Here is a 13,889-nt window from a genome sequence, read left to right as displayed (position 1 = left end):
CGCTCGGCCAGCCAATCGGGGCCGGGGGCGACGAGCGACGTGTACTGCGCCGGTGCGGGGGCAGGCGGGTGAGGTTCGGGCTGCCAGGGCGGCACCGGCGGCCGAAGCGGGCCTGGAGCAGTCTCGATAGTGATGCACCCCGTCGTCCGGCTCGCTGACCGCAGCCGGGATATACCGTGGTGTATGTCCCTCTCCCGTCGGCAGGTGTTGCGAGTCGGTATGGCCGGAGCGGCTGCGGTGCTGGTGGGTACGTCGGGGGTGAGCAGCGCGCGCTTGCCGGCGCCGCGGTGGCGAGGAGATGACCCGTTCGTACTCGGTGTGGCATCGGGAGATCCGACACCGGACGGTGTCGTCCTGTGGACCCGTCTGGCACCGGACCCGCTTGCCCCCGGCGGGCGCGGCGGCATGGGGTGGGATCCGGTGACCGTCGAATACGAAGTCGCGCACGATGAGAGCTTCCGGCAGGTGGTGACGCGCGGAACGGCTGTCGCGACGCGCGAACTCGCCCACAGCGTGCACCCGGAGATCCACGGCTTGGAGCCCTCTCGCTGGTACTTCTACCGGTTTCGTGCCGGCTCGGCGATCTCTCCGGTGGGCCGGACCCGCACGGCCCCTGCTCCGGGACAACCCACCTCGCGGATGCGGTTTGCGTTCGCCTCCTGTCAATCGTGGAGTTCGGGGTTCTACACCGCATACGAGCACATGAGCGATGAGGACCTCATTTGGTCGTCCATCTGGGCGACTACATCTACGAACGCGGGTGGAGGCGCGGCCGTGAGGGAATGTCGATGGGAGTGGACCGTGACGAAGCCGTCGATCTGCCCGGCTACCGGTTGCGCTACGCACAGTACAAAGCGGAGCAGCCGCTGCGGGACGCACATGCAGCTTTTCCCTGGATTGTGACCATGGACGATCACGAGGTCGACAACAACTGGGCCGCCGATGCGCCGGGACTGGGCATCGACATCTATCGCATCTCCGCGCTGTTCCGTCGGCGCCGAGCCGCTGCCTTCCAGGCGCTGTACGAGCATCAGCCGCTGCGACTCGCGCAGCGGCCCTCCGGGCCGGGGATGCGCCTGCACCGTCGCTATCGCTTCGGTGATCTCGCGCAGATCACCATGCTCGATACACGGCAATATCGGGACCGGCAGGCCTGCGGGGAGGACGTCACCGCGAACTGCGCCGACCGGCTCGACACCGACCGCACGATATTGGGTGCACCGCAACGGGACTGGCTGATCGATGGATTCATCGACTCGGCGGTCCGTTGGCAGATCATCGGCAATCAGGTGGCGATGGGCCAGACCGACAACGATCCCGGGCCGGAGACGGTCGTGTCGTCCGATTCCTGGGACGGGTACGTCGCCGATCGCAACACCGTCCTCGGCGCTGCGGCGGATCGCGGCGTCCGCAATCTGGTGGTGATCACCGGGGACCGTCACCAGAACATCGTCGCCGACTTGCGCCGGGACTACGCCGATCCGGAATCACCGGTCGTTGCGGCGGAATTCTCGGGAACGTCGATCACCTCAGCTGGCGACGGCGCCGACATGAACGACACCGGGCGCCGCCTGCTGGCCGCCAATCCCGACATGAAGTTCTTCAACGCGCAGCGTGGATACGTGCGCGTCACCCTGGATCATCAGGTGTGGCGAAACGACTTCCGCGTCGTTCCCTATGTCCGGCGCCCGGGCGCGCCCATCCACACCCGTGCCAGCTTTGTTGTCGAGGATCAGAAGCCCAGTGTCACCGAGGCCTGACGGGGTTCAGCACTGATCCTCGGCCGGTCGGCGGCGGGCCCGTTTCGTCGGCCGCACTTCTGTCGCCTGCACGTTCGGTGACGTAGGTTCGAGTCATGGCCGGGTCATCTGTCCCGACGACCGCGGAATCGACCACAGCGACCGGTTGCCGAGGAGTTTCGAGTGGAGCGACTCCGCAGGCACCTGACTCACGGCGCTCTCGCCAAGGCGAGCGGCGTCAGCCACCACACGATCCTGCGCCTGGAACGAGGCGAAGGAATCACCGACATGGTGGATCTCGTCTATATCGGCCTGGTGTTGGAGGTGCAGGCAACGGATCTGTTGAGGCGCGCTCTCGCGGAGGCGCGCCTGGCGGGGTACTTCACTGCCGAAGCGGAGTAGACCCCTCGCGGAAGCGGTCCCCCTCGAGCAGCTACGGACGATGTGCACCGACGCCGACGGCGATGCCCAGTTTCGAGGCGTGACTACAGGGACTTGTGGGGCGGATAATTGCGGCAGGTGAAATCGGTGCTGAGCCGAGTCGAGGGCGGTCGGCATGGATTGGCAACAACGCTGGGCGGTCGAGGGTGTGCAGACAGGAATTCTCATCGTGCGATCCCTGGTCGCAGAGGCGCTCGACGAGGTCCCCGCCGGAGTCGCACTGCGCCATGTTGCGTTGCCCGAGGACCTTCGGTGCCGCTACGAGCAGGCCCGCCTGTTGCTCGCCCGGGCGGTGACCGAGGCCCGGGCGATCGGTGTGGTCGTTCCCCCCGCCGCCGAACTCGACCCGGACAGGCTTTTTCGGGGGTTGCGGCCGTGTGAGTCGGGGAGGAATTAGAGCACCGGCCGTCGGCCGGAGCCGGTAGCGCGAGGGATCGCATCCTCGGCGGTGCGGTGCCCCGGATTCTCGGTGCGCTCGCCCACGGCGTTCAGGCACGGCTCGTCGACGTCGAGGCGACCGCCCCGATCGACCGACCGGGTTCTGTGTGCTGCATGTGAGGCACCGGTACCGAGTGCTGATCCTGAAGGGCATCCGGGTCACCCCGAGGTACCGAGTGACGTTTGCGGCAGCAGTGGCCATGTCCGACGCCGGTCGTTTCGACGTCGTCGTCATGGACGCGAGACTCCTGGGACAGGAGGCGGCGCGAGCCGGGACAATCCAGAAGTGCTCCTTTCGTTGGCGAGGCGTCTGCTGTCCGCGCCGTCCCGGCTGTGCCGCCGCCGACGTCGCGTTCGTGAGTTCGCGGCGGCCGGCTTGCTGGACGGGCTGGGGGGAGTAGCCAGAGCACGCCGCATCCGCGTCCTGCTGCACCTCGCCGACCATGGCGCAAACGTGGCAGCGCTGACCGAGGCCACCCGGCGAGGCCAGCTGGGATATCTGCTGTTCGACGATGCGTTGACTCCCCGCGGGGTCACCTACACGATCGAACAGATCTCGGGCCGGACCGGCCTCTCCAGGTCGGATGTGGAGCGGTGGTTTCGCTCGATGGGCCGTGGGGTGTCGACCGCGGGGGCGGCGGACTACAGCGAGGACGACCTGCGTCTGGCCCGGCTGTTGGCCGAGTACCGCGCTCTCGGCGGCGCGGACGCCGACCTATTCGCGTTCGCCCGGATTGTGGGCAGAAATACCGCGACCCTCGCCGGCGCGACCGTGTCCTTGATTCAGCGGCAGCTCGATGCCGACGCCGATCACCCCGAGATGGCACTGCGCTATGCCCGCGAGCTGCGACGGTTCGCGGAGTTTCAATCCCGCTTGCTCGGTCGCGCCGTCACCACGCGCCTTCGGCAGTATCTGCGTCAGCAGATCCACGCCGATACGGTCGATCACCGTGATCCCGGGGCACACGAGGTCGCGGTGTGCTTCGCCGATCTGGTCGGGTTCACCGGTCTCGGGGAGCAACTGTCGCCATCGGAGCTCGGCGAGTTGGCCGATCGACTCGATGCTCTGACCACGGATGTGGTGGCCCCGCCGGTGCGGTTCGTGAAGACCGTCGGGGACGCGGTGCTGCTGCTGTCCCCGGACCCGACGAGTCTGGCCACGGTGGTGCTGGAGCTCCTTGCTGCCGCGCACCGGCAGGGTCTTCCGCCGCTGCATGCCGGGATCGCATGGGGCACTGCCGTGCGCAGTGCCGGTGATTGGATCGGTCGACCGCTCAACCGGGCGAGCCGCATCGCTTCGATCGCCAAACCACTCGAGGTGCTTGTCGACGTCGCGGCGATGCGTCGGCTGGACAGCGCGGCAGTGGCCGCGGAGCCGGCGGGCAGGTACACGCTGAAAGGCTTCGCCGGCGAGCACGAGCTTTATCGGGTCCATGCGGTCCGAAGGTCACCGAGCGAGACGGGACTCGAGCACTCCCCGTAGCGGCTCCTCCCGATAGAGGATCGGGTGGTGAGTTGCGCCCGCGGTTGGAGCAATCCCGCGGCCGCCCGCGAAGTCGGAGTTCCCCGGTCATCCGGCAATAATTGGGCCGCGGCTGCAGCAGGTCTGCTGCCGGCACTTCCGCTGCCACGGCGAGGTAGACGAGATCCACCATGTTCACCAACCGGATGTAATTGAGCCGCAGAGTTTTTTCTGTAGGTGGACCGCGCCGGTGAGGGGAGCGGCGTGGACAAGTCGGCTCGACGGGATCGTGTGTAGTTCCTCGACGATCCACCGATTCCAGGCGACCGGTGCGCCGGCTCCGTATCCGTGGTGGACGGAGTCTGCGGCTTCCCTGCGCGCACCACCACCCGGTACCGGCGCTGCGCCAGATGCGCGTCGACCGTGGGGCTGTCCGAATCGGGTCCGACGGTCTCGCGGAGGTGTTCGAGCGCGTCGACGGCGGTGATGCCGCCGGCCTGGCGTGCGGCGTGCTCGACGGCCTTCGCCGGAAGCGAGAACGCGGCGCGGCCGCGCACGTGGGGCAGGGCCAGGGTGCCGGCCGGATACGTGTCGACGAGGTCGTCGGCGCTGTCGGTGCCCAGCCGGCCGAAGTACAGCCCTTCCGGCAGGACCACCATGGTGGCCGCGAAGCGATCCCCGCCCACGTGGAGGACGACGGATGAGCAGGGCCCGGATGTGGCCGTGCGCTGCGTCCACGGCATCGGTGACCGCATCGGGCAGAATGCCGGAATTCGGATTCGGCCACTGCGGCGGTTTACCTCGAACAACGCACCGTGACGGAGAGCGTCAGGAACGCTTCATCCTCTCGCACACCCGATCGTCGGCCGAACACCCCGCGCGGCAGATTCTGACCAACGCATCGACCAGTCTGGCGGGTGGCGCGACGAGGCCGGGCGTTGGTCCGCAGGTTCGCGCCCTCTCGCGGTCGGAGTGGGGCCGCGGGATGCGGGTGGAGGCGCCGCTGACGTTGTGGACGATGCGATGAGCGCATGGGCGGGGCATCACGGTTCTGTCGGGGTGAGCGCGTCCCAGAATCGGTCGGGCACCGAGGGCCACTCGTCTCGCCACCGCCCGGCCTCCCAGGCCGCGCGCAGATCCGCGAGCAGCGCCACCAGGTGCGGCCCGCCGTCGAGCAGGTAGCGCACGATGCCGAGCGTGGCGCATTGCGCGGTGATCGTCGCGAGCAACTCCTTGGCCTCGTCGGCGCGGTCGGCCGCGGCGAGGGTGTCGACCAGCAGCCGCCGTGCCTGCAGTAGCGCCCGCGGCCGGCCGGCGTCTGCGAGCATGTCCACCCATTCCTGCGCCCAGGTGCAGGCCAACTCCGTCGCCGCCGGTGTGTCGTCGTCGAGCAGTGCCCAGATGGCGACGGTCTCGTCGAGTTGGGCGGTGATCGCGTCGACCCCGTGCACCGGCCGGCGCCGCTCCGCATAGGCGATCGGGGGGCGCGGGGGAATGCCGGCGGTCGGGGGCAGCCGCAACCGTACGCGTTCCTCCTCGATCCGGGCCCGCAGCCTGGGCAACGTCAGCGTGTGCGCGGCCCGAGCGCCCGCATCCAGGCGCTGCGCGGCCGCCGCGCGATCGCCCCGCACCGCCTTGATCCGGGCGCCGATCGCGTACCGGGCCACCTTGAAGTCCACGGCACCGCCCTCGTAGCCGAGCAGGTAGGCCTCGTCGAGGAGTCGTTCCGCCTCGTCGAGGCGGTCCTGTTCGTACAGCAGCTCGCCGAGCAGTGACGCCGCGAGTCGGGCGGCGAGAGAGTGCCCGTCGCCCCGGCTGCGGGATACCCGCAGACCCTGCCGGAACCGCTCCTCGGCGGTGGCGATGTCGAGTCGTTCGTGCGCGGCGAGGCCGAGGCAGCAATAGCTGTGCATGTGGGCGTATGGCCCGTGGTTGCGGGCGTGGTATGGCGCGGCCCACTCCTGAAGCCGCTCCGTCGCGTCGAAATCGAACCGGTAGATCGCGGCCATGCTGGCGAGGTTCGCGGCCGCGGACACTACCCAGGGTGAGAGCGAGTCGGCCCGGGCCAGGCTGGGGCGGACCAGCTCGTCGATGGTGTCGAAGCGGTCGCACCGGGCCGCTACGACGGCACGCACCACCCCGACTTCGGCTCGCAGGTCCTCGGTCTCGTCGGCGGTGAGAGGCGCGGTGGTGAGGAGGGATTCGACGGCCTCGAGGGCCTGTTCGGCGGGGCGAACGCGGTTCAACAGGATCGTGGTCCATGCCACCATCAGTTGCAAGCGGGGGCGGTTGGACAGCACCGCCGGGGGTAGCTTGTCGAGAAGCGCCAGCGTGGACGTCACCTGGGAGTGCTCGAGCAGGCTCGCGCCGTGCCGTTCGACCAGGTCGACGGCCATCTCCTGATCCCCCGCGGCCTGGGCGTGGGTCACCGCGTCGCGGATGATCGCGTGCTCGGCGAACCATTGGGCCGCGGTGCGGTGCAGCTGCGTCACGCGTTCGGGGGTCTCGCGTTCGATTCGGCGTTGCAGGAACTCTCGGAACAGGTGGTGGTAGCGAAACCAGGTGCGGTCCTCGTCCATCCGGCGCAGGAACAGGCCGCGGTCCTCGATCTCCTCGAGCAACGACTGGCATCGAGTCGTTCCGGTGAGCACGGTTGCCAGCTCTGCAGAGACGTATTCGCAGATGCAGGTGGCGAGCAGGAACTCGAGAATTCGGGGTTCGAGGGTGTCGAGGACGTTCTCGGCGAGGTACTCCCCGATGACATGGTGGCGGCCGGTGATTCCGCGGATCAGCTCTGCCGGATCGTCGCTGTCGCGCAGCGACAGCGAAACCAGCTGCAGCGCGGCCACCCAGCCGCCGGTGGCGCGGGTCAGTGCGTCGACGTCGTTGTCGGTCAGGCGGAGTCCGGCCAGCTCGACCAGCAGCCGTCGTACCTCCGGAGGGTCGAACCGCAGGGTGGCCGCGTCCACCTCGATCAGCTCGTCGCGCAGCCGCATGCGGCTCAGCGGCAGTCCGGTGCGCGCCTGGCTGGTCACGATGATCTGCAGGTGATTGGGGTCGGCGTTGTCCAACAGGTACGCCATCGCAGCGATGGTCGCGGAGTCGGAGACTCGGTGCCAGTCGTCGATGATCAGCGCGACGTGCTCCTCGGACTCCTGGATTTCGTTGATCAACGCGGTGAGCACATACTGCGTGGCGTCGTCGCCGTACTCCTCGAGGACCGCGCCGAGATCCTGGGCCAGGGCCGGCCGCACCTGTCGGAGGGATTCGAGCAGATGCGCCAGAAGCCGCACGGCCCCGTTGTCGTCACTGTCGACGGACAGCCAGGCCACCTGGACGCCGTTGTCGGCCAGTTCGCGCGACCATTGTGCGGCCAGGGTGGTCTTGCCGAAGCCCGGCGGGGCGGTGATGGCCGTCAGGATGCGCCGCCCACCCACACGCAGCAGCCGCAGCAGGCGCTCGCGGACCACCAGGGGGCGGGTCGCCGTCGGTGGGCGCAGCCGCGTGGCAGGCACCGGTGGGGTCAGCCGGCCGGATCCGGTCCGCCGCCGGCGGCCGGTGCCGGTCGTGGCGCGGGGGTGCGCGGCGCCGAGGTCGGTGGGCTCGCTGGCATCGGGCACCGGTAGCTCGTCCACCGGCAGCCCGTGGTGTTCCTCGACCGCACGCAACTGCTCGCCGAATGCGGCGGCGGTGCCGGTGCGTGAGGTCGGATCCCGGTCCATCGCGCGCTCGAGCATCTCGCCGACATCATCCGGGATGCCGGTGCCGCCGTGCAGGTCAGGTGCCGGCCCGCGGGTGATCCGTAGGAACTGCGCGACCACGGATTCGCCGCGGCGCCTCTCGTACGCCGCGTGCCCGGTGATGGCACAGAACAAAGTCGCGCCGAGCCCGTACACGTCCGCCGAGCGGGAGGGGGATTGTCCGGCGAGCACCTCCGGGGCGGTGAACGCCGGAGATCCCGTGACCGCGCCGGCGGCGGTCTCGAAAGCCCCGGCGACCCGAGCGATTCCGAAGTCGGTCAGCTGCGGCTCACCATAGTCGGTGAGCAGGATGTTCGCCGGTTTCACGTCCCGGTGCAGCATGCCCATGCGGTGCGCGGTCTCCAACGCGCCGGCGATCTTGACGCCAATCCCGAGTGCGTCCTCCCACCGCAGTGGGCCCTGCTCCCGGATCCGGGCCTCGAGCGAGTTGCGGCGGTGGTACTCCATCACGATGTACGGCTGACCGGATGCGGTGGCGCCGACCTCGTGGACGGTGACGATATTCGGGTGGCCGGACAGCCGCCCCATTGCGCGCTGCTCACGCAGGAAGCGTTCGAGGTTGTCGGGGTCCGGTTCCGAGGTCAGCACCTTGATCGCCACGGTGCGGTCCAGGGCGGGCTGCCGACACCGGTAGACGACGCCGAAACCACCCCGGCCGATCTCGTGCACGTCCTCGAACCCGGCCGCGACAAGTTCGGCCACGATGCGCGGCGGGGTCTCCCGCTGCGTCGCCAGCGGATCGCTCTCGGCCATCGGCTGCCTCACTCATAGCCGGGGTTGGTCGAATGCCCTGATCATATCCCCGTGGGATCGGAGGCGGGGCGATCGAACGGACGACCAGCGGCCTGTCCATCGAGGGAGTGGGCATTGTCGGCGGGCACCCACGCCTGGGGTCGCATGTTCCCCGAGAACCATTGTGCGGCAGCAGAACCCGACTCGTCGACCTACGCGTCGGCGTCGCGGCGGCGTCGGCCGCGACGCCGAAGTCGGCTGTCGGCCGGTTGTCGGCCCCGGTTGGCCATTCGCCGATACGCGTGACGCACCGCCTTCTCAGCGGACGCTCAGCGAGCGGTTGGCCGCGCGGCGGCGACGTCGGTGTGTTGGCCGCACCCCAGAGCTGGAGCTGGTACGAGGGGCCTCGTCTGTCGCCAGGATTCGGCGCGGAACGGGTCCTCGAGGATGATCGGGTAGCCGGGGACAAGACTGTTCACCTCGTCTTGGCCGGCGATGGTGTATCCGGCAGTTCGGGGCCGGCGGGGACCGGGTCCGGGCGTCGGGCGGGTTTGACGCCGCTCGAGGCTCGGAGGGCACCGTGCAGCGTCACCCGCAGCGGATTCTGGGCGGCGTGTGCGAGGAGGGTGTGGAACTCGACGTCGAACCTCAATGGCTCTTTCGATGAGAGCGATTCGCTTCCCCGACCTGCCGTCGACCTCCCTGACCACGCTGCAGGAACTGGACTTTCACCCACCGCGGCAGTCATGACCGCGCCTGCGCACACCGCACTCCCGCGGTGGAAGGCGGGACCGGCCCGCAGCTGGGCGGCGTTCCCGCTCGCCGCCTGTAGTGGCGGTTTCTGGGGTCGTGTGGCTTCTTCGGCAGATCGGCACGAGATCTCGTGCCGATCTGCCGCGATGCGCACCTACAGTGGGTGCACCCACCGCAACCGCGGTCGGAGAAGGGCGCCGTGCACACCTTCGAGGATCCGAGGTGAGAGATGACTGCATCCGAAGCCGGTTCCGCGGAATACGTAGTCGAGTCGACCGGCGCCCCCGTGACCGCCCCGGGGTGATTCGGGTGACCACCGCAGAGAACGCCGAGTCCGGCGGCAGCCGGCAGCAGGTCCGGCCGGGTGCCGCCACCGGGACCGTGGTCGCCGTGTTCGGGGCGCTGGCCGCCCTGGCCGGCATCGAGCACGGGGTCGGGGAGATGCTTCAGGGCTCGGGCCCACCGCCGGGGTGGGTGATCCGGTCCTGGCCCGAGCACGCGGCGTTCGAGGCCCTCGGCGGCGAGCCCGCCCTGACCGTGCTCCCCGACCTGCTGGTCTCCGGGGTCGTCACCGTGGTGGTGGCGACCGCGCTGGGTGCCTGGGCGATCGTCGGCGTGCACCGCCGGCACGCAGGGCCGCTGCTGCTCGGGCTGTCGTTGCTGCTGTTGGCCGTGGGCGGCGGGTTCGGGCCGCCCCTGCTGGGCATCGTCTTGGGCTTGGGCGCAGCCTGGCCGGCCGTATCCCCGCAGCACTTCGGCGCAGCCAGGCGCTCCCTGGCACGGATGTGGCCGTGGGCGCTGGGAGCCGGCGTGGTCGGCTACCTGGGATTGGTCCCGGGCACTCTGGTGATGCACGCGGTGTGGGGTTCGACGAGTCCTGCCGGGGTGTACGGGCTGATGGTGCTGGCCTTCGGCGGGGTGATCCTGGCGCTGCCGGCGGCCCGGGCCCGCGACCGGCTCGAGGCCGGGCGCGGCGTCGCACACGCGCAACCCGGCAGCGGCCACCGCAGCAGGGGCACCCGATGACCTTCCGTGCCCGACCGCACCAGATCGCCCCCGGCGTCCACCTGCTCCGGGCCGGCCGGAGCGCCGCCGCCTCCAACGTCTACCTGATCGCGTCGGGGTCGACGTGGGTGTTGGTGGACGCGGCCTGGGCCGGCAGCGCCGAGACCATCACCGCGGCGGCGGAGTCACTGTTCGGCACGGGCACGAAGCCGGCGGCGATTCTGCTGACCCACCTCCACCCGGATCACTCCGGGGCCGCCGGGGCCCTGGCCCGGACCTGGGGGGTGCCGGTGTACGTCCACCCCGCTGAGCTGCCGATGGCCCCGGGCCGGTACCTGCCGGAGTACACGATGCCGCTGGACCGGTGGGTGGTGATCCCGCTGATGCGGCTGCTGCCCCGGCGGACTCGGGCCCGGATCGAACAGGCGGGCAGCCTCACCGACGTGGTGCGTCCGCTGGGGCCGGGCGGCGTGGTGCCGGCGCTGCCCGACTGGCAATGGGTGCACACTCCCGGGCACACCCCGGGTCACGTGGCCTACCTGCGACGCAGCGACGGCGTGCTGATCGCCGGGGACGCCGCGGTGACCGTGGACCTGAACTCGGTCCTCGGGACGCTGACCGGCCGGCGGCGGCTCGCCGGACCACCCCGGTACACCACCTGGGACCAGCCGGCGGCGGTGCGGTCCGTCGCTGCCCTGGCGGCGCTGGAGCCGCGGGTGCTCGCTCCCGGGCACGGGCTGCCGCTGGCCACCGCAGCGGCCGAGGCACTGCACCACCTGGCCCGGAAACTGGACCGGCCTCGGGCCGGTCGGCTGCGCCGGGGGCTGCGCACGCTCCGGGTCGCTGTGGCCGCACCCCGGTACGGCGGAGCGGGCCGGTATCGGCCCCCACCGCTGGTGTACGCCCGGCTGCAGTGGCTGGGTCACGCGTTGACCCGGCTGCGGCTCAGCCCGCGATATGTCGTGACGCTCGAGGTTCCCGGGCGCCGCTCCGGTGTCGTGCGCCGGACCAACCTGGTGCTGCTGGACCACGACGGCGAGCAGTACCTGCTGTCGCTGGCCGGGCAGTCCCAGTGGGCCCGCAACGTGGGGGCCGCCGGCGGGCGCGCGGTGCTGGCCCGCGGCCGCCGACGCAGGGCTGTCACGTTGGTCGAGGTGCCGGTCGCCGACCGGGCCGGCCTCCTCCGCGCCTACTTGCTGCGGGGAAGAGTTGGCGGCTGTGGCACCGCGCTACCCGGTGTTCCGGGTCACCGACAGCGGACAGCCGGCCCACCAGACGAGAGCACCGCGATGACCGTCACCCGAAGAGCGGCCCCGCCCGGTACTGCGTTCCCCGACATTCGCCCACCTCCGGGGGACCTGGCGGCCCATGGCCGGCTACCGTCGCAGCCTGCTCGACGTCGAGCACCCGCCCTGTGCTCCGCCGGGGGTCGGACCCCCATCGCGGCATACGCCGCCATGCGGGTGCTGTGCGGCATCGCGGCGGTCGTCGCCATCGCCAGGTCGATCACGACCTTGCTCGGATCATGGATCGACCGACCCTCGCCGCGGTGGTGCAGTGACGGCTCCCGGGGATCGGCGCGGTGGTGCACACGGTGACCGAGGCCGGCAGCCTCGACGAGGCGCGCCGCCGCCTCGACCGGACCAGGGGGTGCCGTTCAGGTGGCCAGGTCGGCGGCGTGGCGACGGGCCCGCTCGGCCGCCTGCAGCTCGAGCCCGTACAGCAACCCGAAGGTGAACCCGTTCTCCCCGGGTGTGGTCCCGGCCCGGGCACCGAACTCGCGCAGCAGGTCGGTGGCGACGGCGCTGTCCCGATGTTCGCCGAGGACCTGCTGGATGTTCGTGTAGCGGGCGATCTTGCGCTTCGCGCGTGTGCGGCCCAGCAGCGGGGCAGCCAACTCGACGGCGTAGCGGGCCCGCTCGGCGGCCTTGCGGGCCCGACTCGGCGCCGCCTCGTCCTCGTCGGCGGCGGCCCGCACCCGGCTCAGGGCCGTGCGTTCGGCGGTGCGCACCGCCTTCTCGATCACCCGCGCACCGTCCCCATGGTCGGTCAGCGGTGGCTGCGTGCGCCAGCGTGCCAGCGCGGCGAGCAGCATGCGATACCGGTCGGAGTCCAGGGCGCGCAGCACCTCGTCGAGGTGGCGGCGCTCGTCGGCGAGCAGATCGGTGTCGAGCCGGGACGCCACCGGGCCCATCACCACTTCCGGCGGCAGTGTCTCGAGCGCGGCGGCCAGCCGGGCGCGCTGCACCTGCCGATCCCGAACATGACCGAGCAGCCCGGAATACCAAGACAATTCGGAATCGAGCCAGGTGCGTTGCGCGGGTTCGAACAGGTCCTGCCACACCCGGAGGGTGCTGCGCAGCCGCCGGATACCGACCCGGGTGGGATGTATCGGGTCCAGACCGCGGCGCAGCCACACGTCCCCCGCGCCGATCGCCTCGATCTGGGCGTCGAGGTAGGCACCGAGCATCCGCCGCGCTGTGGGGGCCTTCCCGGTGGGGGTGTGGGGGCCCGGGGCCGGGTCGGTTGCGGCGAGGGCGTGCTCGAGCTCGCTGCGGTGCGGGGCCGGTGCGGCGCCGGCGCGGGCCAGGGCCGCGGTGACGGCGGTGCGGTGCTTCTTCGTCGCCGCCGTACCGAGGTCGAGGTGGAGCTGGTGCCACTGTTCGACGGTTGCCACCCGGCCGATCACGGTGGCCTGGACCGTCTCGACGATGATCTGCGCGAGCAGCCGGTCCTTGCGGTCGTACCACTCGTGCCGGTGCTCGCCGATGCCGAGGGTGACCGAGCGTCGCAGCGGCCGCCCGCCCGTCAGGCCCGCCACCGCCGCGGTGAGTTCGTCGGGCACGAGGTCGCTGTCGGTGGAGGCGAGGTGCAGTTCGGTACCGAGCGTGCCGCCGGGAACGGCCAGTTCCCAGCCGGGCTCGTCGTCGGGGCCGGGATTTCGGTACCGGAGGACGCTGTCCCAGTGCCGCAGATCGCGGTCGTCGGTGTCGAGGTAGATGCTGTGGCGCTCGGGGCCGGGGTGCTCGACGTGCCGTGCCTTCGGCAGGATGTCCTGCCATCGCGGCAGGTCCCCCCGGGACGACGCGAGATACGTGGTGTGGGCGGGCGCGGACGAGGCCATGACTTCGAGTCTGTCGCATCCGGCCGGGCTTCGGCAGTGAACGCGCCGGGTTCCCGCCGCAGGATGGTCTTCGGCAGTGGGCCAATCGACGGTCGAGGATCTCCGGGAATACGTGCTACATCCGCTCGTCTGGTCACCGACTCGACCCCGGCGGCCGCGGCGACGCTGGCCGCCCTCGGCAGCACCGGGCTGGTGGACTGGCCGGTGCCGGCCGCCGTCGGGGACGGGGCACCGGCCGCGAAACGGCTGATCCCGTACCGGCCCACCACCCGAGTCCAGTCCGGTACCACCACCGCTGCTGCGCCGGCGCGGTCGTCGACGCAGCCGGAGAATGCGGCGACGGTCGCACCGAGGCCCCTGCCGACGCCGGCGACGGACCGGACGGCCCGGCCCGATCCGGCGCGGGTGCGGTCACCGAAGCGTAAACCCCGGGT

Annotated in this window: 8 protein-coding genes and 1 pseudogene; 7 read left to right on the top strand and 2 right to left on the bottom strand. The window is 70.7% G+C overall.

Annotated elements, in window-relative coordinates:
- The first annotated feature begins 183 nt into the window (after positions 1–183).
- The 5 genes and pseudogenes from KZJ41_RS15630 to KZJ41_RS15610 all read left to right on the top strand — a co-directional run bounded on the left by KZJ41_RS15630 (position 184) and on the right by KZJ41_RS15610 (position 4,784).
- Positions 184–1,760 (top strand): annotated as a pseudogene (locus KZJ41_RS15630) (alkaline phosphatase).
- 162 nt (positions 1,761–1,922) lie between these two features.
- Positions 1,923–2,141, top strand: a complete 219-nt coding sequence (locus KZJ41_RS15625; RefSeq protein ID WP_065922532.1) for a helix-turn-helix transcriptional regulator — start codon at positions 1,923–1,925, stop codon at positions 2,139–2,141.
- A gap of 154 nt (positions 2,142–2,295) precedes the next feature.
- Positions 2,296–2,577: a hypothetical protein gene (locus KZJ41_RS15620; RefSeq protein WP_050035304.1), complete on the top strand. Its 282-nt coding sequence runs from the start codon at positions 2,296–2,298 to the stop codon at positions 2,575–2,577.
- A 327-nt stretch (positions 2,578–2,904) separates the two neighbouring features.
- On the top strand, positions 2,905–4,101 hold the full coding sequence (locus KZJ41_RS15615) for an adenylate/guanylate cyclase domain-containing protein (RefSeq protein WP_043799585.1): 1,197 nt from the start codon (positions 2,905–2,907) through the stop codon (positions 4,099–4,101).
- A gap of 389 nt (positions 4,102–4,490) precedes the next feature.
- Positions 4,491–4,784: a hypothetical protein gene (locus KZJ41_RS15610; RefSeq protein WP_065922533.1), complete on the top strand. Its 294-nt coding sequence runs from the start codon at positions 4,491–4,493 to the stop codon at positions 4,782–4,784.
- 339 nt (positions 4,785–5,123) lie between these two features.
- Here the strand turns inward: KZJ41_RS15610 and KZJ41_RS15605 are convergent, their stop codons facing one another.
- The gene (locus KZJ41_RS15605; RefSeq protein ID WP_065922534.1) at positions 5,124–8,594 is read right to left on the bottom strand and encodes a serine/threonine-protein kinase; all 3,471 of its coding nucleotides are present in this window, start codon (positions 8,592–8,594) and stop codon (positions 5,124–5,126) included.
- 1,041 nt (positions 8,595–9,635) lie between these two features.
- Between KZJ41_RS15605 and KZJ41_RS15600 the strand changes: the two genes are divergently transcribed.
- Positions 9,636–10,352 (top strand): hypothetical protein, encoded by a 717-nt coding sequence (locus KZJ41_RS15600; RefSeq protein ID WP_006936541.1) that lies wholly within the window; start codon positions 9,636–9,638, stop codon positions 10,350–10,352.
- On the top strand, positions 10,349–11,929 hold the full coding sequence (locus KZJ41_RS15595; protein WP_232334187.1) for an MBL fold metallo-hydrolase: 1,581 nt from the start codon (positions 10,349–10,351) through the stop codon (positions 11,927–11,929). The genes KZJ41_RS15600 and KZJ41_RS15595 overlap by 4 nt, the downstream gene beginning before the upstream one ends.
- 59 nt (positions 11,930–11,988) lie before the next feature.
- Here the strand turns inward: KZJ41_RS15595 and KZJ41_RS15590 are convergent, their stop codons facing one another.
- Positions 11,989–13,455 carry a CHAD domain-containing protein gene (locus tag KZJ41_RS15590; RefSeq protein ID WP_065922535.1) on the bottom strand — a complete coding sequence of 489 codons (1,467 nt, stop codon included), beginning with the start codon at positions 13,453–13,455 and terminating at the stop codon, positions 11,989–11,991.
- Between the last annotated feature and the right edge of the window lie 434 nt (positions 13,456–13,889).

Origin of the sequence: Rhodococcus sp. 11-3, assembly GCF_023704055.1 — a bacterium.
Lineage (GTDB): Bacteria > Actinomycetota > Actinomycetes > Mycobacteriales > Mycobacteriaceae > Rhodococcus > Rhodococcus aetherivorans.
This window is presented reverse-complemented; position numbering and strand designations above follow the sequence as displayed.

Coding starts and splice junctions, on each gene's coding strand:
- KZJ41_RS15590 (WP_065922535.1), bottom strand. CDS start 13,455: ATGGCCTCGTCCGCGCCCGCCCACACCACGTATCTCGCGTCGTCCCGG.
- KZJ41_RS15620 (WP_050035304.1), top strand. CDS start 2,296: ATGGATTGGCAACAACGCTGGGCGGTCGAGGGTGTGCAGACAGGAATT.
- KZJ41_RS15595 (WP_232334187.1), top strand. CDS start 10,349: ATGACCTTCCGTGCCCGACCGCACCAGATCGCCCCCGGCGTCCACCTG.
- KZJ41_RS15605 (WP_065922534.1), bottom strand. CDS start 8,594: ATGGCCGAGAGCGATCCGCTGGCGACGCAGCGGGAGACCCCGCCGCGC.
- KZJ41_RS15610 (WP_065922533.1), top strand. CDS start 4,491: ATGCGCGTCGACCGTGGGGCTGTCCGAATCGGGTCCGACGGTCTCGCG.